The sequence below is a fragment of the Hymenobacter caeli genome, from assembly GCF_013294115.1.
GTDB classification, from domain to species: Bacteria; Bacteroidota; Bacteroidia; order Cytophagales; family Hymenobacteraceae; genus Hymenobacter; species Hymenobacter caeli.
The window spans coordinates 102,645-124,475 of sequence record NZ_JABSNP010000015.1 but is presented as its reverse complement, the minus strand read 5'-3'; the positions used below and the strand labels follow the sequence as shown (position 1 = coordinate 124,475).

At 65.9% G+C, this 21,831-nt stretch carries 14 protein-coding genes; 10 read left to right on the top strand and 4 right to left on the bottom strand.

The window, feature by feature from the left end; all coding sequences use genetic code 11:
- Positions 1–128: 128 nt before the first annotated feature.
- The 9 genes from HNP98_RS15565 (at position 129) to HNP98_RS15525 (ending at position 15,480) form a co-directional block, all read left to right on the top strand.
- The gene (locus HNP98_RS15565; protein ID WP_246275160.1) at positions 129–1,325 is read left to right on the top strand and encodes an aldose epimerase family protein; all 1,197 of its coding nucleotides are present in this window, start codon (positions 129–131) and stop codon (positions 1,323–1,325) included.
- Positions 1,326–1,456: 131 nt separating this feature from the next.
- Positions 1,457–3,175: a ribulokinase gene (locus HNP98_RS15560; RefSeq protein WP_246275159.1), complete on the top strand. Its 1,719-nt coding sequence runs from the start codon at positions 1,457–1,459 to the stop codon at positions 3,173–3,175.
- Entirely contained in the window at positions 3,172–3,870 is a 699-nt protein-coding gene (locus HNP98_RS15555; RefSeq protein ID WP_173811080.1) for an L-ribulose-5-phosphate 4-epimerase, read from the top strand. Before HNP98_RS15560 ends, HNP98_RS15555 begins: the two co-directional genes overlap by 4 nt.
- A 129-nt stretch (positions 3,871–3,999) precedes the next feature.
- Entirely contained in the window at positions 4,000–5,487 is a 1,488-nt protein-coding gene (gene araA / locus HNP98_RS15550) for an L-arabinose isomerase (protein WP_173811079.1), read from the top strand.
- Positions 5,488–5,664: 177 nt separating this feature from the next.
- Positions 5,665–7,365 (top strand): sodium:solute symporter family transporter, encoded by a 1,701-nt coding sequence (locus HNP98_RS15545; protein WP_173811078.1) that lies wholly within the window; start codon positions 5,665–5,667, stop codon positions 7,363–7,365.
- 249 nt (positions 7,366–7,614) lie between these two features.
- Positions 7,615–9,711, top strand: a complete 2,097-nt coding sequence (locus HNP98_RS15540; RefSeq protein WP_173811077.1) for an alpha-L-arabinofuranosidase C-terminal domain-containing protein — start codon at positions 7,615–7,617, stop codon at positions 9,709–9,711.
- Positions 9,712–9,918: 207 nt separating this feature from the next.
- Positions 9,919–11,436 (top strand): arabinan endo-1,5-alpha-L-arabinosidase, encoded by a 1,518-nt coding sequence (locus tag HNP98_RS15535; protein WP_173811076.1) that lies wholly within the window; start codon positions 9,919–9,921, stop codon positions 11,434–11,436.
- Between the two features lie 127 nt (positions 11,437–11,563).
- Positions 11,564–13,396: an NPCBM/NEW2 domain-containing protein gene (locus tag HNP98_RS15530; RefSeq protein ID WP_173811075.1), complete on the top strand. Its 1,833-nt coding sequence runs from the start codon at positions 11,564–11,566 to the stop codon at positions 13,394–13,396.
- Between the two features lie 44 nt (positions 13,397–13,440).
- Positions 13,441–15,480: a glycoside hydrolase family 127 protein gene (locus tag HNP98_RS15525; protein ID WP_173811074.1), complete on the top strand. Its 2,040-nt coding sequence runs from the start codon at positions 13,441–13,443 to the stop codon at positions 15,478–15,480.
- Between the two features lie 154 nt (positions 15,481–15,634).
- Here HNP98_RS15525 and HNP98_RS15520 read toward each other — a convergent pair whose 3' ends face one another.
- Positions 15,635–16,609 carry a glycoside hydrolase family 43 protein gene (locus HNP98_RS15520; protein WP_317171125.1) on the bottom strand — a complete coding sequence of 325 codons (975 nt, stop codon included), beginning with the start codon at positions 16,607–16,609 and terminating at the stop codon, positions 15,635–15,637.
- A 95-nt stretch (positions 16,610–16,704) separates the two neighbouring features.
- Positions 16,705–17,763: an arabinan endo-1,5-alpha-L-arabinosidase gene (locus HNP98_RS15515; RefSeq protein ID WP_246275158.1), complete on the bottom strand. Its 1,059-nt coding sequence runs from the start codon at positions 17,761–17,763 to the stop codon at positions 16,705–16,707.
- Positions 17,764–18,137: 374 nt separating this feature from the next.
- Between HNP98_RS15515 and HNP98_RS15510 the strand changes: the two genes are divergently transcribed.
- On the top strand, positions 18,138–19,205 hold the full coding sequence (locus HNP98_RS15510; RefSeq protein ID WP_173811073.1) for a LacI family DNA-binding transcriptional regulator: 1,068 nt from the start codon (positions 18,138–18,140) through the stop codon (positions 19,203–19,205).
- 162 nt (positions 19,206–19,367) lie between these two features.
- Here the strand turns inward: HNP98_RS15510 and HNP98_RS15505 are convergent, their stop codons facing one another.
- Positions 19,368–19,829: a c-type cytochrome gene (locus tag HNP98_RS15505; RefSeq protein ID WP_173811072.1), complete on the bottom strand. Its 462-nt coding sequence runs from the start codon at positions 19,827–19,829 to the stop codon at positions 19,368–19,370.
- A gap of 10 nt (positions 19,830–19,839) precedes the next feature.
- On the bottom strand, positions 19,840–21,123 hold the full coding sequence (locus HNP98_RS15500; RefSeq protein WP_173811071.1) for a PQQ-dependent sugar dehydrogenase: 1,284 nt from the start codon (positions 21,121–21,123) through the stop codon (positions 19,840–19,842).
- Between the last annotated feature and the right edge of the window lie 708 nt (positions 21,124–21,831).

Sequence of the window (21,831 nt, the reverse complement as noted above, 5' to 3'; positions counted from 1 at the left end):
CCGCCCGCGCCCCGGGCGGGCCCCTGGCGCACGCGGGGCCCCGGCGCGGCGGGCCGCCGCGTTGTAGAAAAAAAGCCGTTGTTTTGGGCCCCGGGCCCGCCGTTGTTTACCTCACTTCCGCTCCTTCCATGACCCATTTCCGCCGCCTCGGGGCGGGGGGCCTCGGCGGCCTGCTGCTGCTGGCCGCCTGCAATTCGCAGCCCACCGCCCAGCAAGGGGCCGCCCAGGCCCCCGGTACCGCTTCCGATTCCGTTCGCACCCCTTCTGCCCCCATGCCCACGTCCGCTGCCTTTGGCAAAACCCCCGACGGCACCGAAGCCCGTCTCTTCACCCTCACCAACGCCCACGGCATGGTGGTGACCATCAGCACCTACGGGGGCACGATTACCGGCATCCGGGTGCCCGATAAGGACGGGAAAGTGGGCGACGTGGTGCTGGGCTTCGATGAACTGAGCGGCTATCTGAGCCCGGCGTTCGTGAAGTCGAACCCCTACTTCGGGGCCCTCATCGGGCGCTACGGCAACCGCATCAAGGGCGGCAAATTTGTCCTGGAAGGCAAAACGTACACCCTCCCCACCAACAACGGGCCCAACTCGCTGCACGGCGGCAAGGACGGCTTCAACCACAAACTGTGGGCCGCCACGCCCGCCCGCGCCACCGACGGCCAGAGCCTGACGCTGCACTACCTGAGCCAGGACGGCGAGGAAGGCTACCCCGGCACCCTCGACGTGACGGTGGTGTACACCCTCACCGACGCCAACGCCCTGCGCATCGACTACACCGCCACCACCGACAAGCCCACGGTGCTCAACCTCACCAACCACGCCTACTTCAACCTGGCCCTGGGCCAGAGCAAGGACGTGCTGGCCCACGAAGTAACGCTGCCCGCCGACCACTACACCGTGGTGGACGCCACCCTGATACCTACCGGCGAGCTGCGCCCCGTCAAGGGCACGCCGTTTGATTTTACTACGCCCCACGCCATCGGCGAGCGGATTGCGCAGGTGCCCGGCGGCTACGACCACAACTGGGTGCTGAACCAGGCCACCGGCCAGCACCCCGCCGCCACCGTCTATGACCCCGCCTCGGGCCGCACCCTGGAAGTGACCACCGACCAGCCCGGCGTGCAGTTCTACACCGGCAACTTCCTCGACGGCACCCTCACCGGCCACAGCGGCACCGTGTACGGCCAGCACGCCGGCTTCTGCCTCGAAACCCAGCACTTCCCCGACTCGCCCAACCAGCCCAAGTTTCCGAGCACCGAGCTGAAGCCGGGCGAAACCTACCACACCGCCACCACCTACACGTTCGGGGTGCGGAAATAACAGTGAAGGGGCGAATGAGCGAATGGGCAGCCTTTATTGGCATTGCCCGTCTCCTTCGTGCTGCTGTCCAGCAGCTTCCATTCGCCCGCTCCACTCGCATTCACTCATTCACCCATTCAATCATTCACCCATTGGAACCAACCCCGGCTTACGTCATCGGCGTCGATTACGGCACCGACTCGGTGCGGGCCCTGCTGGTGGACGCCCGCACCGGGGCCGAAGTGGCCCAGGCCGTGCACTACTACCCGCGCTGGCAGCGCGGGGCCTACTGCAACCCCCAGAAAAACCAGTTCCGCCAGCACCCGCTCGACCACCTCGAGGGCCTGGAAGCCACCGTGCGGGCCGTGGCCGCTGAGGTGGACGCCGCCCGCATCGTGGGCCTGGCCGTGGACACCACCGGCTCGACGCCGGGCCCCGTGAACGCGCAGGGCGTGGCCCTGGGCCTGCTGCCCGAGTTCGCCGATAACCCCAACGCGCTGTTCGTGCTCTGGAAAGACCACACGGCCCTGGCCGAGGCCGCCGAAATCAACCACAAGGCCCGCACCTGGGGCGGCGAGGACTACACCAAGTACGAAGGCGGCATCTACTCCTCGGAGTGGTTCTGGGCGAAAATCCTGCACATCGTGCGCGAGGACGCGGCCGTGGCCCAGGCCGCCCACTCGTGGATGGAACACTGCGACTGGCTGACGCTGACGCTCACCGGCGGCGAGCTGGCCACCTTCAAGCGGAGCCGGTGCGCGGCCGGCCACAAGGCCATGTGGCACGCGAGCTGGGGCGGTTTGCCCCCGCAGCAGTTCCTGGATTACCTCGACCCGAAGCTGGCCGGTTTACACAATCGTTTATTCACCGAAACGTACACCGCCGACGAGGTGGCGGGCCATTTATCGGCCGAGTGGGCCGCGCGGTTAGGCCTGAGCCCCAGTACAGCAGTGGCCGTGGGCTCTTTCGATGCGCACGCCGGGGCCGTGGCCGGTGAAATTGAATCGTACTCGATGGTGAAGGTGATGGGCACCAGCACCTGCGACATTGTGGTGGCCCCCACCGCCGAGGTGGGCGACCACCTCGTGCAGGGCATCTGCGGGCAGGTCGACGGCTCGGTCATCCCCGGGATGCTGGGGCTGGAGGCCGGCCAATCGGCCTTCGGCGACCTGCTGGCCTGGTTCCGCAACATGTTGGAGTGGCCCTTGCAGGCCGGCCTGACGGAATCGAAGGTGCTCAGCGCCGAGCAGCTGGGGGCCCTGCGCCAGGAACTGAGCGACAACCTGCTGCGCCGCCTCACCGAGGCCGCCGCCGCCGTGGACCCCGCCGAAAGCCACGTGCTGGCCCTAGACTGGGTGAACGGCCGGCGCACCCCCGACGCCAACCAGGCCCTGAAAGGGGCCCTGACGAACCTGACGATGGGCACCTCGGCCCCCCAGATTTTCCGGGCCCTGGTGGAGGCCATCTGCTACGGCTCGAAGCAGATTGTGGAGCGGTTTGAGCAGGAAGGCATTCCCATCAAGCAGGTGATTGGCATCGGCGGCGTGGCCAAGAAGTCGGCTTTCGTGATGCAGACCCTGGCCGACGTGCTCGACCGGCCCATCAAAATCGCGGTGTCGGAGCAGGCCCCGGCCCTGGGCGCGGCCATGTACGCGGCCGTGGCCGCCGGTGCGCAGCCCGACGTGCTCACGGCCCAAAAGGCGATGGGCAGCGGCTTTGCCGAAACCTATGCCCCCAACCCCGCCCGCGTGGCCGATTACGCCGCCCGCTACGCCCAGTACCAGGCCCTGGGCCAGTTTGTAGAAGCCGCCACGACCGGCCCGGCCGCGCCCGTGGCGGAAACCGAAACGCAAGCCATTACCGCCGCATGAGCCAGTACCAAGCCCTGAAACAGGTGTGCTACGACGCCAACATGCAGCTGCCCAAGCTCGGCCTCGTGCTCTTCACCTTCGGCAACGCCAGCGTGGTGGACCGCGCTAACCAGGTGTTCGCCATCAAGCCCAGCGGCGTGCCCTACGACGAGCTGCGGCCGGACGACATCGTAATCGTGGACTTCGACAATCGCGTGGTGGAAGGGGAGAAGCGGCCCTCGTCGGACACCAAAACCCACGCCGTGCTCTACAAGCACTGGGCGCACATTGGGGGCATCGTGCACACGCACAGCACCTACGCCACCGCGTGGGCCCAGGCGCAGCTCGACATTCCGGTGCTGGGCACCACCCACGCCGACCACCTCACGGCCGACGTGCCCTGCGCCCCGCCGATGGCCGACGCCATGATTGCCGGCGACTACGAGCACGAAACCGGCTGGCAGATCATGAACGAGTTCGCGCAGCGGGGCCTCGCGCCCGACGAGGTGGAAATGGTGCTGCTGGCCAACCACGCCCCCTTCACCTGGGGCCCCACCGTGAGCAAAGCGGTGTACAACAGCGCCGTGCTCGAAGAAGTGGCCCGCATGGCCTACCTCACCACCACGCTGCGCGCCGACGTGCCCCGCCTCAAAGACGCGTTGATTAAAAAACACTACGAGCGCAAGCACGGCGTAAATTCCTACTACGGACAGTGAGTCTTAGCTGTTAGCTACTGGCTGTTAGCTGCTAGCTTTTTGCCAATACTTCTCCGTCTGTATGTCCCCGCTTTTCCATTGAACAAAAAAAGCTAACAGCTAATAGCCGTCAGCTAACAGCTAAAAATCATGATTGACATTTCGCATTACGAAGCCTGGTTCATCACCGGCAGCCAGCACCTCTACGGGCCCGAAACCCTGGAGCAGGTGGCCCAGCACTCGCAGCAGCTGGCCGCGGAGTTTGGCACCAAGCTGCCCATCAAAATCGTGTACAAGCCCGTGCTGACGGGCCCCGCCGAGATTTACAAGCTGATGCAGGAGGCCAACACCACGGAGAATTGCGTGGGCCTCATTGCCTGGATGCACACCTTCTCGCCGGCCAAGATGTGGATCAACGGCCTGAAGATTTTGCAGAAGCCGCTGGCCCACCTGCACACCCAGTTCAACCGCGACATTCCGTGGGCCGACATCGACATGGACTTCATGAATACCAACCAATCGGCGCACGGCGACCGGGAGTTTGGCTTCATCGGCACGCGCATGCGCCTGAACCGCAAGGTAATAGTGGGCCACTGGCAGAGCGCCGACGTGCACGAGCGCCTCAGCATCTGGAGCCGCGTGGCCTGCGCCTGGGCCGATTGGCAGGGGGCCCACTTCGTGCGCTTCGGCGACAACATGCGCTACGTGGCCGTGACCGAGGGCGACAAGGTAGAGGCCGAAATCAAGTTTGGCTACGAAGTAAACACCTACGGCATCGGCGACCTGGTGGCGGTAGTGAACGCCGTGACCGAGGCGCAGGTGGACGAGCTGGTGGCGACCTACGAAAAGGAGTACGAGCTGGCCGACGGCCTGCTGGCCGGGGGCCCCCAGCGCGAAAGCCTGCGCGACGCCGCCCGCATCGAGGCCGGCATGCGCCAGTTCCTGACCAGCAAAAACGCCAAGGGCTTCACCGACACGTTCGAGGACCTGCACGGCATGAAGCAGCTGCCCGGCATTGCCACCCAGCGCCTGATGGCCGACGGCTACGGCTTCGGCGGCGAGGGCGACTGGAAAACGGCGGCCCTCGTGCGGGCCATGAAGGTAATGGGCGCGGGCCTGCCCGGCGGCAACTCCTTCATGGAGGACTACACCTACCACTTCGCGCCCGACAACAACCTGGTGCTGGGCTCGCACATGCTCGAAATCTGCCCCAGCATTGCCGAAGGCAAGGTGCGCGCCGAGGTGCACCCGCTGGGCATCGGTGGCAAGGAGGACCCCGTGCGCCTGGTGTTCAACTGCCCCGCCGGCCCGGCCCTGAACGCCACCATCATCGACCTGGGCAACCGCTTTCGCATGATTGTGAATGAAGTGACGGCCGTGAAAGCCGAGCAGGACCTGCCTAACCTGCCCGTGGCCCGCGTGCTCTGGCAGGTGCAGCCCGACCTGGCCACCGGCGCCGCCGCCTGGATCCTGGCCGGCGGGGCCCACCACACCGGCTACAGCCAAAACCTGACCGCCGAGTACCTCGAAGACTTCGCCGAAATGGCCGGCATCGAGTTCGTGATTATCGACGCCGACACCAAGCTGCGGACGTTTAAAAACGAGCTGCGCTACAACGAAGTCGCCTTCCGGGGCTAGCCCCTCCTGGGGAACCTGACCCCCTAGCCCCCTCTCCAAAAAAGAGGGGGAACTAGCGCTAGTTCTAGCTTCTAGAGACTAAGACTAAAAACTAGTCCCCCCTCTCTTTTGGAGAGGGGGCTAGGGGGTGAGGTTCCCCGCCCGACAACCTTCTTTAAATTCCCACCCACTTCCTGCATGCGCAACCACCTTACCACGCTCGATATCCTGGTTTTCCTGGTTTACCTGGTCGGCGTGTCGGCTTACGGCTACTACATCTACCGGAGCAAGAAAAAGACCGAGCAGAGCACCAAAGACTACTTCCTGGCCGAGGGCTCGCTGACGTGGTGGGCCATCGGGGCATCCATGATTGCCTCGAATATTTCGGCTGAGCAGTTCATTGGCATGTCGGGCTCGGGCTTTAAGGTGGGCGTGGCGGTGGCGGCCTACGAGTGGGTGGCGGCCATTGTGCTCATCATCGTGGCCGTGTTTTTCATGCCGGTGTTTTTGAAGGAGAAGATTTTCACGATGCCGCAGTTTCTGGAGCAGCGCTACAACTCCACGCTGAGCCTGATTATGAGCATCTTCTGGCTCTTTTTGTACGTGCTGGTCAACCTGACCTCGATTCTGTACCTGGGTGCCCTGGCGCTGAGCAACTTAGTGGGCGGCGACTCGTTCCACGTCATCATCATTCTGCTGGCCCTGTTTGCGCTGCTCATCTCTATCGGCGGCATGAAGGTGGTGGGCTACACCGACGTGGTGCAGGTAGTGGTGCTGGTGATTGGGGGCTTGGTCACGACCTACATTTCCCTCACCCTGGTGAGCACCAAGTTCGGTCTCGGCGGCGGGGCCCTCTCCGGCTTCAACGCGCTGATAGCCAACGCCGGCGACCACTTCCACATGATCTTTCCGAAGCCCACGGCGGCCACCCCGCAGGTCGACGTCGACAAGTACCTGTCGCTGCCCGGCATCGCCATGTATTTGGCCGGGCAGTGGATCGTGAACCTCAACTACTGGGGTTGTAACCAGTACATTACCCAGCGGGCCCTGGGGGCCGATTTGCACACCGCCCGCACCGGCATCCTGTTCGCCGGCATGCTCAAGCTGATGATGCCGGTCATCGTGATGCTGCCCGGCATCGCGGCCTATGTGCTGTATAAAAACGGCAGCTTGCAGGCCGAAATGTCGAGCACCGGCGCCTTCAACTCCGACAACGCCTACTCGGCCATCCTCACCTTTCTGCCCAACGGCCTCAAGGGCCTGAGCATGGCGGCCCTCACGGCGGCCATCGTGGCCTCGCTGGCGGGCAAGGTGAACTCGATTTCGACCATCTTCACCCTCGACATCTACAAGCGCTACCTGGCCCCGGAGGCCACCGAGAAGCGGCAGGTGTGGGTGGGCCGCCTCACCATTTTGGCCGCCATCGTCATCAGCATCGGCCTGACGTGGAAAGACTTGCTGGGCATCGGCGGCGAGGGCGGCTTCCAGTTCATCCAGAAGTACACGGGCTTCATCTCGCCCGGCATCCTGGCTATCTTCCTGCTGGGCCTGTTCTGGAAGCGCACCACGGCCCCGGCGGCCATTGTGGGCGTGCTGGCGGGCTTCGTGATGTCGGTGTTTTTCAACAACTACGCGCCCAGCGTGCTGGGCCACGAAACCCTCCTCTACACGGCCTTCCCGAACGGCCACGGCGGCTACGAAATCCCGTTCCTGATTTGCATGGGCCTCTCGTTTGCCTTCACCATGGCCCTCATGGTGGGCATCAGCCTGGCCGGCCCGGCCGTCAGCGCCAAGGCCATTGAGCTGCAGCCCGGCCTGTTCCGCGTAAGCCGGCAGACGCTCACGCTCATCGTCATCACGCTGCTGCTCATCACGGCGCTCTACACCAAGTTCTGGTAAAACCTCACCCCCTAAGCTCTTAATAAGTGATGTTACGCAGCGCTGGGTTGCCCTTGGGCAACCTCACCCCCTAGCCCCCTCTCCAAAAAAGAGGGGGGACTAGTTCTAGCTCTAAAAACTAATTTCTAGGCCTCAAGGCTAAAAATTAGTCCCCCCTCTTTTTTGGAGAGGGGGCTAGGGGGTGAGGTTCCCACAGGGCGACCTAGCACTGCCTAATATCAATAATTAATACTATTTCCGCCCCCAATCATGCGAATTCCCACCGCCACAACCGCCGTACTTGCCCCCGCCCTGGCCCTGCTCGGGGCCCTCGCCGGGGGCCCCGCCGGGGCCCAAACCGCCGCCCCCGTGGCCCTCACCGTGCAGGTGAACCGGCCCGGCGCGGCTGTGAATAAGAACATGTACGGCCTGTTTTTCGAGGACATCAACTTCGCCGCCGACGGGGGCCTGTACCCCGAGCTGGTGAAGAACAAGTCGTTTGAAACCGACGACCACCTGCTGGGCTGGAAGGCCCTGCGCGGCGGCGCGGCGCTCGAAAGCTACGTGGTGCTCACCGACGGGCCCATCGGGCCCACCAACAACCACTTCCTGCGCTTGAGCACCAAAACCGGCGGGCCGGAGGCGGGCTTCGTGAACGAAGGCTTCCGGGGCATGGGCGTGAAGGAAGGGGCGGAATACACGTTCTCCGTCTACGCCCGGCGGGGCCCCGGCAGCATCACGGGCCTGCGCGTGACGCTGGAGCAGCCCGGGCCCCGCAAGGACGGCCCCGAGACGCCCGACTCGGGCGCGGCCCTGGCCCAGGCCCAAATCACGGGCCTCACCGGCGAGTGGAAAAAGTACAGCGTCGTGCTCAAGCCCTCGGCCACCTTCGCCAAGGCCCGCCTCAAGCTGACCGTGGACGGCACCGGCACCGTGGACCTCGACGTGGCCTCGCTCTACCCGAAAGACACCTGGATGAAGCGCGAAAACGGCCTGCGCCCCGACCTCGTGCAGCTGCTCAAGGACATGCAGCCCGGCTTCCTGCGCTTCCCCGGCGGCTGCATCGTGGAGGGCCGCACCCTGGCCCAGCGCTACCAGTGGAAGGAAACCATCGGCGAGGTGGCCGCCCGCCCCTCGCTCGTGAACCGCTGGAACACGGAGTTCCTCCACAAATTCACGCCCGACTACTACCAGTCGTTCGGGCTGGGCTTTTTTGAGTATTTCCAGCTGGCCGAAGACATCGGGGCCGAGCCCCTGCCCATCCTCAACGTGGGCATGGCCTGCCAGTTCAACTCGGCCGAGCTGGCCCCCATCGGCCCAATAACTGCCGCCAAGGGCCCCAACGCCACCCCGGCGGCGGCCGACGACGCCCCAACGCTGCAAACCTTTATCCAGGACGCGCTGGACCTGGTGGAATTCGCCAACGGCCCGGCCAGCAGCCCCTGGGGTGCCAAGCGCGTGGCCATGGGCCACCCCGCGCCCTTCCACCTGAAGATGCTCGGCATCGGCAACGAGCAGTGGGGGCCCCAGTACCTGGAGCGCTACGAGCTGTTTGCCAAAGCCTTGAAGGCCAAGTACCCCGCCATTGAAATCGTGAGCAGCGCGGGCCCCAGCCCCGACGGCCCGCTGTTCGACACCGCCAGCAAGCGCCTCGCCGAGCTGAAGGCCGAGTACGTGGACGAGCACTACTACGCCAAGCCCGAGTGGTTCCGCCAGCACGCCGACCGCTACGATAAATATGCCCGCACGGGGCCCAAAATCTTCGCCGGCGAGTACGCCGCTCAGAGCGTGGCCATCGCCAGCCCCGAAAACCGCAACACCTGGGACTGCGCCCTCTCCGAAGCCGCCTTCATGACCGGCCTGGAGCGCAACGCCGACGTGGTGGGCATGGCCTCCTACGCCCCGCTCTTCGCCCACGTGGACGCCTGGCAGTGGACGCCCGACATGATTTGGTTCGACAACCTGAACTCCTACGGCTCGCCGAGCTACTACGTGCAGAAAATGTACGCCCTCAACAAGGGCACCCGCGTGCTGCCCGTGGCCCTGCCCGGCGGCGCCAAAAACGGCACCGACAACCTCTTCGCCAGCGCCGTGGCCGACGACAAGGCCGGCGACGTGGTGGTGAAGCTGGTGAACTACTCGACCAGCCCGCGCGCAGTGAAAATCGACCTGGCCGGGGCCAAAAAGCTGGGCAAAACCGGCCGCGCCCAGGTGATGGCCAGCGCCGACCTGCAAACCCAGAACAGCCTCAAAGAGCCCCAAAAGCTCGCCCCGCAGGAATCGACTTTCGCCGTGAGCGGCTCCGTGGTGAGCTATACCCTGGCCCCCAACTCCTTCACGGTGCTGCGGGTGGCGGGCAGGAAATAGGGCCCCGGCGGCCAATGGCTGACTAAAAAAGGCGGTCATGCTGCGCTTGTCGAAGCATCTCTCCCGCTGAGTAACTGATTACCGCCGCAATAGAGATGCTTCGACAAGCGCAGCATGACCGTTTTGACAGTATAACGTTTTAACACAACGCCTTACCAATCCCCGAGCAGCTTCGCCCCCCTTCCTTTCCTACCCTTGAGAATTCCCATGAAGAAGCCCCTTCTTACTCCGTTGCGCTGGTGTGGCTTGCTCGTCGTGTTGCTGCTCGGCGCAGCGTCCTGCAAAAAAGAGGAAACTGCCGCCACGCCGGTTACCCCCACTCCTACGCCCACGGTGCCCACGCCTACGCCTACGGCGTTCGATATCAACAACATCAGCGACACCTACGCCAGCGTGGCGGCGCTGGGATCGGCGGCGCAGTGGGGGCCCTACAACGTGCACGACCCGGCCGTCATCAAGGCCGACGACGGCTATTACTATATGTACAGCACCGACGTGGGCTACGGCATTGCCGACGCCAACCTGCGGGCCGGCCTGCAGGTGCGCCGCTCGAAGGACCTGGTGGAGTGGCAGTTCGTGGGCTGGGTGTTCAACGGGGCCCCGGCGATGGGCGCGGCCTACATCACGCAGCGCGGCGGCACCCCCAACCGGCTCGTCTGGGCCCCCTACGTGCTGCGGGTGGGCAGCGAGTACCGCCTGTACTACTCACTGGCTTCCAACGTGTTCAAGCTAAGCGCCATTGGCCTGGCCACGGCCAGCGCGCCCACGGGGCCCTGGACGGAGAAGGGCCTGGTGGTGACGACCGATAACTCGTCGGCCGACATCACCAACGGCATCGACCCCACGGTGATTGTGGACCAGCAGGGCCAGCACCGGATGTACTACGGCTCGGCCTTCGACGGCATTCACATGGTGCGGCTCGACGCGGCCACCGGCCTGAACGCCACGGCCGGCGACCGGGGCCCCCGCGTGGCCCAGCGTGGCTTCACGGGCACGGCCATCAACGGCAACATCGAGGGGCCCGAAATCATCTACAACAAGGAGCAGGGCAAGTACTACCTGTTCATTTCCTACGACTGGCTCCAGACCAAGTACAACGTGCGCGTGGGCCGCGCCGACTCGCCTGCCGGTCCTTTCTTGGATTTCAAGGGGCGCGACATTAACCTGGTGGAGGACCACGGGCCCATGATTCTGGCGCCCTACCAGTTTGAGGGCCACAGCGGCTGGCAGGGCACGGGCCACTGCGGCGTATTTTCGGACGGCAGCGGGCAGTACTTCATGGCCCACCAGGGCCGGCCGGGCGTCGATTCGTACTACATGGACCTGCACGTGCGCAAGATTTTCTGGACGCCCTCGGGCTGGCCGGTTGTCTCGCCCGAACGCTACGCGGGCGAAGACAACAGCGCCGTAGCCGCGGCCGACCTGGCGGGCACCTGGGAGCAAATCGTGCTCGACTACATCGTGATTCCGGGCTACGGCGACGAGCAGCGCACCCCCAACTTCCAGTACAGCACCGCCCTGACGCTCACCGCCGACGGCACCTTCGGCGGCGCCACCACCGGCACCTGGACCTACGCCGCGCCGTGGCTCACGCTCAAGTTCAGCAACGGCACCAGCGCCCCGGTGTACGTGCAAAAGGGCCGCGACTGGGAGAACAAGAAGGCGACAATTGTCTTCACCGGCCTTGATACCAGCGGGACGGCCATCTGGGGCAAGAAGAAATAGGGCTGGGGCCCCGTGGTGTTTGCTCCCGCGTTACAACGGAGCAACGAAGAAGGTCGTTGGACGGTCATGCTTCGACAGGCTCAGCATGACCGTCCAACGACTTTTCCTGCCTCCAAAAATTTGACCAATGAGCCATCTACGCAACTTCATACTCGGCAGCGCCTGGGCCCTGGGCAGCACTGCCCCAACTTTCGCCCAAACCGCGCCGAAGACCGACTTCCACCAGTGGGCCCCCACGCCGCCCATGGGCTGGAACAGCTGGGACTGCTACGGCCCCACCGTGACGGAAGCCGAAACCAAGGCCAATGCCGACTACATGGCCAAAAACCTAAAAAGTAGCGGCTGGGAGTACGTGGTGGTCGACATTCGGTGGTACGTGGGCAACGACACGGCCCACGGCTACAACGAGAAAGACCCGGACTGGAACATCGACGCCTACGGCCGCTTCGTGCCCGCGCCCAACCGGTTTCCGTCGGCGGCGGGCGGCAAGGGCTTCCGGCCCCTGGCCAATTACCTGCACGCCAAGGGCTTAAAATTCGGCATTCACCTCATGCGCGGCGTGCCCGTCATTGCCGTGCAGCGCAAGCTGCCCATCAAGGGCACCCGGCTGACGGCGGCCGATATTTACAGCCCCGACGGCCAGGCGGGGTGGCTGCACGACATGTACACGGTGGTGCCCACCCGGCCCGGGGCCCAGCAGTACTACAACGCGCTGTTTGAGCTGTACGCCGCCTGGGGCGTGGATTTTGTGAAAGTTGACGACCTCTCGGAGCCCTACCACGCGGGCGAAATCGAGCTGATTCGCAAGGCCATTGACCGCACGGGCCGCAAAATCGTGTTCAGCATGTCGCCGGGCGAAACGCCGCTGGCCGACGCCCGCCACGCCCAGCAGCACGCCAACCTGTGGCGCACCGTGGGCGACTTCTGGGACAGCTGGGAGCAGCTCAAGGAGCACTTCGCGGTGTGCGCCCGCTGGGCCCCCTACATTATGCCCGGGGCCTGGCCCGACGCCGACATGCTGCCGCTGGGCCGCCTGGGCATCCGGGCCGAGCGCGGCGACGACCGCCAAACGCGCTTTACCCCCGACGAGCAGCGCACCCTGCTGACGCTGTGGAGCATCTTCCGCTCGCCGCTGATATTTGGCGGCGATTTGCCCAGCAATACGCCGGCCACGCTGGCGCTGCTCACCAACCCGCGCGTGCTGGCCGTGCACCGCGCCAGCACCCACAACCGCCAGCTTTTCCGGCGCGGCGACCTGGTGGGCTGGGTGGCCGACGACCCGAAAACGGGCGACAGGTTCCTGGCCCTGTTCAACGCCCAGGACCAGGACCTGGCCCCCGCCAGCGCGGCGGCCGCGGCCAGCCCCATCCTCACCCGCCAGGGCCCCCAGGCGAAGCTCGACGTGGACATCACCGGGGCCCAGAAGCTGTACCTGAACGTGCGCGACGGCGGCGACGGCAACGCCTGGGACCACGCCGACTGGCTGAGCCCCACGCTCAGCAACGGCCCCCAAACCCTGGCCCTGAGCACGCTGGTCTGGCAAAGCGCCACCGCCGGCTGGGGCCAGCCCCAGGCCAATAAGAGCGTGAGCGGGGGCCCGCTCACCGTGGCGGGCCAGCCCTACGCGGCCGGCATCGGCACCCACGCCAACTCCCTGATTGAGTACGTGCTGCCGGCTGGCTACACCCGTTTCCAAACCACGGTGGGTCTCGACCAGGCCGGCGCGGTGCAGAATACCGGCGGCACGGTGCAGTTCCTGGTGTTCACCCGGCCGCCGCTGCTGCCCGCGCCCCCCGACTCGGTGCGGGTGCCGGTGACGCTGGCCGCGCTGGGCTTCGCCACCGGCTGCACCGTGCAGGACCTGTGGAGCGGCCGCACCTTGGGGCCCGCCGCGGGCGAGTTCGCGCCCTATGTGCGCCGGCACGCTGCGGGCTTCTACCGGCTCTCGGCGAAGAAGTAGGTGGGCCCCCGTCACTAAATTTAAACCAGTTTTCAACCCTGCCCATGCCCAAGTTCTTGGTTTTGCTGCTAGCCCTGGGGGCCCCGGCCGCCTACGCCCAGCGCCTCGATTACCCCATTCAGGCCGTGCCGTTCACGCAGGTGAAGCTGATGGATGACTTCTGGCAGCCCCGCCTGCGCACCAACACCGACGTGACCATTCCGGCCTCGTTCCAGCGCTGCGAGGCCACCAACCGGGTGAAGAACTTCGAGATGGCGGCGGCCCACCAGGGCAAGTTCGCCACCACTTACCCGTTCGACGACACCGACATCTACAAAACCATCGAGGGGGCCTCGTACTCGCTCAGCCTCTACCCCGATACCAAGCTGCAAGCCTATGTGGACCAGCTCATTGCCAAGGTAGCGGCCGCCCAGGAGCCCGACGGCTACCTCTACACCGCCCGCACCATCGACCCCGCCCACCCGCACGCCTGGGCTGGCCAGCAGCGCTGGGAAAAGGAGCGCGAGCTGAGCCACGAGCTCTACAACGCCGGCCACCTCTACGAGGCCGCCGTGGCCCACTACCAGGCCACCGGCCAGCGCAACTTCCTCGACATCGCCCTCAAAAACGCCGACCTCGTGTGCTCGGTATTCGGCCCCGGCCGGCGCAGCGTGGCCCCCGGCCACGAAATCGTGGAGATGGGCCTCGTGAAGCTCTACCGCGTCACGGGCAAGCCCGAATACCTGCAAACGGCGGCCTTTTTCCTGGCCGCCCGCGGCCATTACCCCGGCTACGACCCCCAGAGCCCCGACACCTGGAAAAACGGCTCGTACTGGCAGGACGACCGGCCCGTGGTGGCCCAGCGCGCAGCCGAGGGCCACGCCGTGCGGGCCGAATACCTGTACTCGGCCATGGCCGACGTGGCCGCCCTTACCGGCGACCGGCCACTGCTGGCAGCCGTGGACAGCATCTGGAACAATCTGGTGGCCAAGAAGATGTACGTGACGGGCGGCACCGGCGCGGTGCCCGCCGGCGAGCGGTTCGGGGCCGACTACGAGCTGCCCAACGCCACGGCCTACAACGAAACCTGCGCCTCGGTGGCCGACGTGTTCTGGAACCAGCGCATGTTCCAGCTCCACGGCGAGGCCAAGTACGTGGACGTGCTGGAGAAAGTGCTCTACAACGGCCTGATTTCGGGCGTGGGGCTCGACGGCAAGTCGTTCTTCTACTCCAACGCCCTGCAGATTAAAAACAGCGGCGGCTACCCCGACACCGAGCCGGCGCGGGCGGGCTGGTTCGAGTGCTCGTGCTGCCCCACCAACCTGGCCCGTTTTATGCCCGCGCTGCCCGGCTACGTGTACGCCCAGCGCGGGGCCGACGTGTACGCCAACCTCTTCATCAGCGGCACCACCGACCTGGTTATCAATAAACAAAAAGTGCGGCTGGTGCAGCAAAACAACTACCCCTGGGCCGGCGACCTGAAATTTACGGTGCAGCCCGCCGGGCCCTCAGCCAAGTTCAACCTGCTGGTGCGCATCCCCGGCTGGGCCCGCAACGAGGCCATGCCCTCCGATTTGTACGCCTTCACGGCGCCCTCGGCCGCCCCGGTGCGCATCACCGTCAACGGCCGGCCGGTGGCCTGCGAGCTGCACGACGGCTACGCCGTGCTGGCCCGCACCTGGCACCGAAACGATGCGGTGGTGGTGGAGCTGCCGATGGAAGTGCGCACCGTGCAAGCCAACGCCCGCGTGCGCGACGACCGCGGCAAGGTGGCCCTGCAACGCGGCCCGCTGGTGTACTGCGCCGAATGGGCCGACAACGACGGCAAAACCGCCAACATCCTCGTGCCCGCCGGCACGGCCTTCGCGCCCGTGGCCCGGCCCGACGTGCTCAACGGCATCACCGCCCTCACGGCTACCGTGCCGGTGGTGCGCGTCGACGCGGCCATGAACAGCATCAGCACCGCGCCGCGCACGCTCACGGCCATCCCGTACTACGCCTGGGCCAACCGCGGCAAGGGCGAGATGACCGTCTGGTTCCCTGCCCGCGTCACCGACGTGGACCTGCTCAGCCAGCCGGCCCCCGAGGCCCCACAGGGCAAGTGAGCAGGGTTTGTAGAGACGCGATACTTCGCGTCTCGGCCGATGAACGGGGCCTGGCGTGGCTTCGGAATTAATTAGCCAGGCTGCGCCGAATGCAAAACCGCACTGATGGAATCGGGCAGCGATTGAGACGCGAAGTGTCGCGTCTCTACACCCGCTACTTGGCCGGCCGCACGCCTTCCGTGGTCATCACCACGCGCTGGATAGTGCCGTTGGGGTTGTAGTGCAGGTAGTCGATGCACACCGAGCGGCGGAAGCTGCCCCCGTCCGCGTCGCGCCCGCCGTTGTGGTAAATGAAGTACGACTGGCCCTTGAAGTCGATGATGGCCTGGTGGTTGGTGTTGCTGTTGCCGGCCAGCTCGTTCAGGATGCCCTTGTACGCCCAGGGGCCCGCCAGGCTCCGGCTCATGGCGTACACGATTTTCTCGGGGAACTCGCTGGCGTAGCTCAGGTAGTACCAGCCGTTGTGCGCGTGCACCCAGGGGGCCTCGGTGTAGCGGGGCAAGTCGATGGTTTGGATGGGGCCGTCCAGCTCCGTCATATTGGGCTTGAGCTTGGCGTAGTAGCAGGCCCGGTTGCCCCAAAACAGGTAGGCCTGGCCGTCCTTGTCCACGATGACCGTGGGGTCGATGTCGTCCCAGGGCTGGGGGGCCGCCTTGGTCATGTCGTTGGTGATGAGCGCCGTGCCCCGGGCGTCCCGGAAGGGCCCCAGCGGGTTGTCGGCCACGGCCACCCCAATGGCCTTGCCGGGCACGGTGGCGTGCTCCACGGCCGCGTACCAGTAGTACTTGCCGCCCCGCGCCACCACCTGCGACGCCCAGGCGTCGTCCTTGGCCCAGGCAAAGTCGCTCACCTTCAGCGGCACCGGGTGGGGCGTCCAGGTTACCAGGTCGGTTGAGGAAAAGCACAGCCAGTCGTGCATCACGTAGCGCTCCTGCGGCGCGGGGGCCTCGTCGTGGCCGGTGTACAGGTACACCGTGCCGCCCTGCACCAGCGCGGCCGGGTCGGCGGTGTAGGCGCTGCGGATGACGGGGTTGCGGCCGGGCGCGGCCGGGGCGTCCTGGGCGCGGGCCGCCGGGGCGGCCAGCAGCAGGCCCAGGCCGGCCAGGGCAAATCGAGGGCTACGGAGCACGGGAAGGGGAGAAGGTAGTTGGCGGTGAATGGATTAACCGTTGGCCAGCAGCAGACAGCCGCCGGTGTGCCCGCGGCCCGCCCGCTCTTGAGCGGCTACTTGGCCGGCACGGCGCTGGCGCTGGCCGTGGGCTTGCTGGCCGCGGCCGTGGGCCAGCCCTCGGCGTCCCAGCGCAGGGGCTCGATGCACAGCTTCGGCCGGCCCCGCTCGTGGGCGTCGTAGCCGTGAAACACCAGGTAGTCGGCCCCGTCGAACGTGCACACGGCGTTGTGGCCCACGCCGTACCAGTCGGCGTTGCCGGCCAGCACCAGCGTGCCGCCGCCCTGCTCCAGGGGTTGGCCGGTGCGGTCCAGGTAGGGCCCGGTGATGGCGGCCGCCCGGCCCACCATCATCTTGTAGGTGCTCTGGGGCCCCCGGCAGCAGTAATCGAACGACGTAAACAAGTAGTAAAAGCCGCCCTTGCGGAAGATGAACGGCCCCTCGATGGCCCCGCCGCCGGGCAGCGAGTCGTTCAGGGCGGGGTCGCGGGGGCGGCGGGCAACGGTGCGCCACTGCTCGGGCTGGGCCGGCGCGGTGAGGTCGGGGCGCAGGCGCACCAGCTTGATGCCGCCCCAGAACGAGCCGAACGCCAGCCACGGCACGCCGGCCGCGTCGCGGGCCAGGTTGGGGTCGATGGCGTTCCAGAGGTCGCGCCCGGGCACCGACTGCACCACCCGGCCGTGGTCCACCCATTTAAAGCCGGGCGCGGCCGGGTCGAGCGTTTTGTTGGTGGCCAGCCCGATGCACGAGGTGTTTTTGCCGAACGCCGACACCGAGTAAAACAGGCTGTACTGGCCGTCGGCGAAGGAAATGTCGGGGGCCCAGATTTGGTTTTTGAAGCCCGGCACGGCCTGCACGGCCCAGGCCGGGGCGGCGGCAAACACGGCCTTTTCCGGCTGCCACGTCTGGCGGTCTTTCGACGACCACACGGCGATGCCCGTGCCGGTGCAGAACATGTAGTACGTGCCGTTCTGCCGAATCATGACCGGGTCGTGGGCCGGCACGGTGCCCAGGGGCCCGGCCACCGGCAGCGGCCGGTTCTGGGCCCCCACGGGGCCGCCGCCCATCAGCCCCATCAGCAAAACAATTCGGTGCAACAGCGGGAATCTATTCATTTGAATTATCGATTGTGTACGCGGCGCTAGTTACAAAATTTCCGCGGGAGCCAGCGCGGACAGGCGCTGGGGTGCGGCTAATTACGCAGTAAAATATTGAATAAAATACTGATAAGCAAACAGATAATTTCATAATTCTCCGACTATTTTAATAAAATAGCCAAACAAAAAAGGTGGCATGGCCGCCGTTAGCAGCGAAATAATACGTCCCGGCAGCAAATATTTTGCACAAACGATTGTGAATGCGTAGCTTGCCCAAGCGCTGCCAGGAGGGGCCTGCGCTCCGCCTTTGAGCCGCCATTCGGCGGGGAGCCCCTAATTTTGGCCTGCGCCGCCCTGCCAATTTCATTTCCCGGCGTGCTTATTTGCCCAGTATGGCCCGACGCGGCACTTCCGACGACCTGCCCGCCAACGGGGCCCCCGTGTCAATGGCCGACTTGGCCCGCGAGCTGGGCGTGTCCACGACGACCATTTCGCGGGCCCTGAGCGACCACCACAGCATCGGGCCCGCCACCAAGCAGAAGGTGCTCAAGCTGGCCAAGAAGCTCAACTACCAGCCCAACCACCTGGCCGCCGCCCTGCGCCGGGGCCAAAGCCGCTTGCTGGGCGTGGTGGTGCCCTACATCGAAGGGCGGTTTTTCGCGTCCGTGGTCCACGGCATCGAGCAGGCCGCCACCAAGGCCGGCTACAGCGTCATCATCTGCCAGTCGAGCGAAGACGTGGTGCAGGAGCGCCGCAACATCGACACGCTGCTCGGGGCCCAGGTGGCGGGCCTGCTCGTGTCGCTGGCCCGCGGCACGCACGACTTCCGGCACTTCGACAAGGTGCGCAAGCGCGGCACGCCGCTGGTGTTTTTCGACCGCACGCCGGCCGCCGAAGCCGTGAACGCGGTGGTGCTCAACGACCGGGCGGGGGGCTACATTTCCACCCAGCACCTGCTGGCGCAGGGCTGCCAGCGGGTGGCCCACATCGCCGGGCCCCCGCACATGACCATCTACCAGGGCCGCCGCCAGGGCTACCTCGACGCGCTGGCCGACGCCGGCCGCCCCGCCGACGCCGCGCTGGTCGTGGACGCGGACATGACCCAGGAAGACGGCGAGCGGGCCATGCGGGCCCTGCTGGCCCTGCCCGCCCCGCCCGACGCCGTGTTCGCGGCCGGCGACTCGGCCCTGCTCGGGGCCCTGCAAGTGCTGAAGGCCGCCGGCCGCCGCGTGCCCGCCGACGTGGCCCTGGCCGGCTTCAGCAACGAGGGCTTCACGCTCATCACCGAGCCCCGGCTCACGTCCGTGGACCAGCACTGCGAGGAGATGGGCCAGGCCGCCGTGCGCATGCTCCTGGAGCTGGTCGCCGACCCCGGCCGCGCCTCGGCCCAGCGCCAGGTGGTGCTCCAGCCCGAACTAATGGTGCGCGAATCGTCGCTGCGCGGCCCGGCCGGCGCGTGAGCCACGCCCCAGGCCGTTAGTTATCAATTGCTCGTTGTGAATGGTTAGAAAACCAATAACTTATTGACTGGCAACTGTTTTTGGATAGCTACCCAAGCGCAAGGCCCCGCCGCTACCAACGCGGTAGCGGCGGGGCCCTGGCCATTGAAACGGGGCCGCGGCTTACTTCTTGCCGGCGGCCCGGGCGGCTTTCACTTCGGCCACGCTCACGGCGCTGGCCTTGTTGCCGAACGAGTTGCGGACGTAGGTGAGCACGGCGGCCATTTGCGCATCGGTGAGGAAATCGTGGGCCGGCATGATGTTGTTGTACGTCTCGCCGTTGATGGCCACCTGCTCCGAGAAGCCGTGCACCAGGATGTTGGCCAGCCGGGCCTTGTCGCCGAGCACGTAGGTGGTTTTGATGAGCGGCGGGTTCATGTTCTGCACGCCGCCGCCGTCGGCTTGGTGGCAGGTGAGGCAGTACTGGGTGTACACTTTTTTGCCCTGGGCCAGCAGCGCCGGGGCGGGGGCCCCGGCGGCGGCGGCTTTGGGTTTGGGCTTGGTTTGGGCCCCCGCGGGCCCGGTGCCCGGCAGGGCCAGCGCCACGGCCAGGAGGAGGGATGCGGGCAGGAAACGGCGAATCATGCGGTGGGCGTTACTTGTTGTAAACGATGCGGAAAATGGTGCCTTTGTTGTCGTCGCTCACGTAGAGCGAGCCGTCGGGGCCCTGGGCGAGGCCGCAGGGGCGGTGGTCGGCGCGGCCCGAAGCGGCCTTTTCCGCCGAACCGGCGAAGTTGTCGGCAAATACCTCCCACTGCCCGTCGGGCTTGCCGTCCTTAAACGGCTGAAACACCACGAAGTAGCCCTTCTGGGGCTCGGGGGCCCGGTTCCAGGAGCCGTGGAAGGCGATGAAGGCCCCGTTGCGGTACTTGGCCGGGAACATGGTGCCGGTGTAGAACAGCAGCGCGTTGGGGGCCATGTGGGCCGGGTAGGCGGCCACCGGGTCGATGTACTGGCCGTTCACGGCCTTCTGGCCGTCGCCGCCGTACTCGGGGGCCAGCATTTTCTCGTGCTTGGTGGGGTCGTAGTAGATGTAGGGCCAGCCGGCGTTGTCACCCTTCTTGAGGGCATACATGCACTCGGCCGGCAGCGCCGCCGACGTTTTCTCGTCGTACATGGCCGGGAAGATGTCGTGCAGCTGGTCGCGGCCGTGCTGCATCACGAAGAGCTGGTTGTCCTGCTGGTTCCAGTCGAGGCCCACCACGTTGCGCAGGCCGGTGGTGTAGCGGGTGCCCTGCGGGTACGACTGCCGCTGCCCGTCGGCCTTGAACTGCCAGATGCCCCCGGCCGAGTCCAGCACCGGGCAGTTGGCGAGGCCCATCGAGCCTTTTTCGCGGTCCTTGGCCTGGCACGAGTTCGAGTAGGCCCCGATGTTCACGTACAGGTTGCCCACGTTGTCGAGGGCAATGGACTTGGTTTCGTGCTCGCGGCCCATTTTGAGGCCCGTCACCACGGTTTCGGGCTGGGCGGGGTTTACCACCTCGTTCTTCTCGTTCAGCTTGTAGCGGAACACTTCCTGGTTGGACGAAGCGTAGAGGTAGCCGTTTTTGGCGAACAGGCCCGTGCCGCCGTAGTTGCCGAAGCCGCCGGCCAAGGTGGCCTTGCCGCCCGCGGCGGGTTTCAGCACCAAAATGCCCTCGCCTTTGGCCGTGGGCTTGGCCAGCTTCACGTACAGCCCGCCCTCGGGCGTGACGACGATGTGCCGGGCGTGGGCCCCGGTTTCGGCCACCACCAGGGCCCCGAAGCCGGCCGGCAGTTTCAGGCCGGCGTTGCCGGGGTCGGGGGCCACCCGGCCGGCGTCGCCCGTGAGGGAATACAGCGCGAAGCTGCCGGCCAACGCGGTGGGCAGCAGAGCGTAGCGGAGAAGGGAAGATTTCATCAGAAAAAGAAAAGAAGGAATGACGGTGGCAAAGACCACAAATGTCCGGGCAATGCAGTGTACTGAAAACACCTCCCGTTGGTTAACGTGCTAAAATTACTACGTTAATTACTTTTCGGGCCCTGGCCCGGCCAGCAGCCGGAAAGGCGTGCGGGCCGCGTTGCGCGGGCTGGACCGGGCCGCCGACCCGCAACGCCTGGTTCTTGCCCGCCGGTTGCTGACTGCTGCTTGACGGCTGTTAATTGAAAAATGGTAAACGGTTACCAATCCCCCCGCCCGTTCCAGCCTGGCCCCGGCCCAACACCGCGCCCGACCGTCCGTCGGCAATACCAAACAGAAGCGTTCTTGCAAATCGCGCCCTCGGCCTTCTCCACCAGCCCAATCCGCCGGTCCCGGCCTGCGGCCGCCGCTGCTACGCCGCCGGGCTGGGGCCCGGCCGGTACCAGCGCCCGTCCCCAGCGCGTGCCCCAGCTGCGCCGTGTGCCGCCCAGGTTTTCGGCTTGCTGGGCGCGGCCTGTTTTGTTAGTATCGGGGGCAATAAGGGCCCCTGCGAGGTGTGGCAATTGGGGGAGGTGCCGGCCCCCGGTCTCGTTGCGCAGGGCCGCCAAAAGTGGGTTGCCTCACCGCGCTCTCCTGCCCGCTAAATGGCCGGCGGGCCCCGCTTCTCGGCCGTTCCGCTTCCGTTGGAAATGGCCGCAGGCAGCGCTA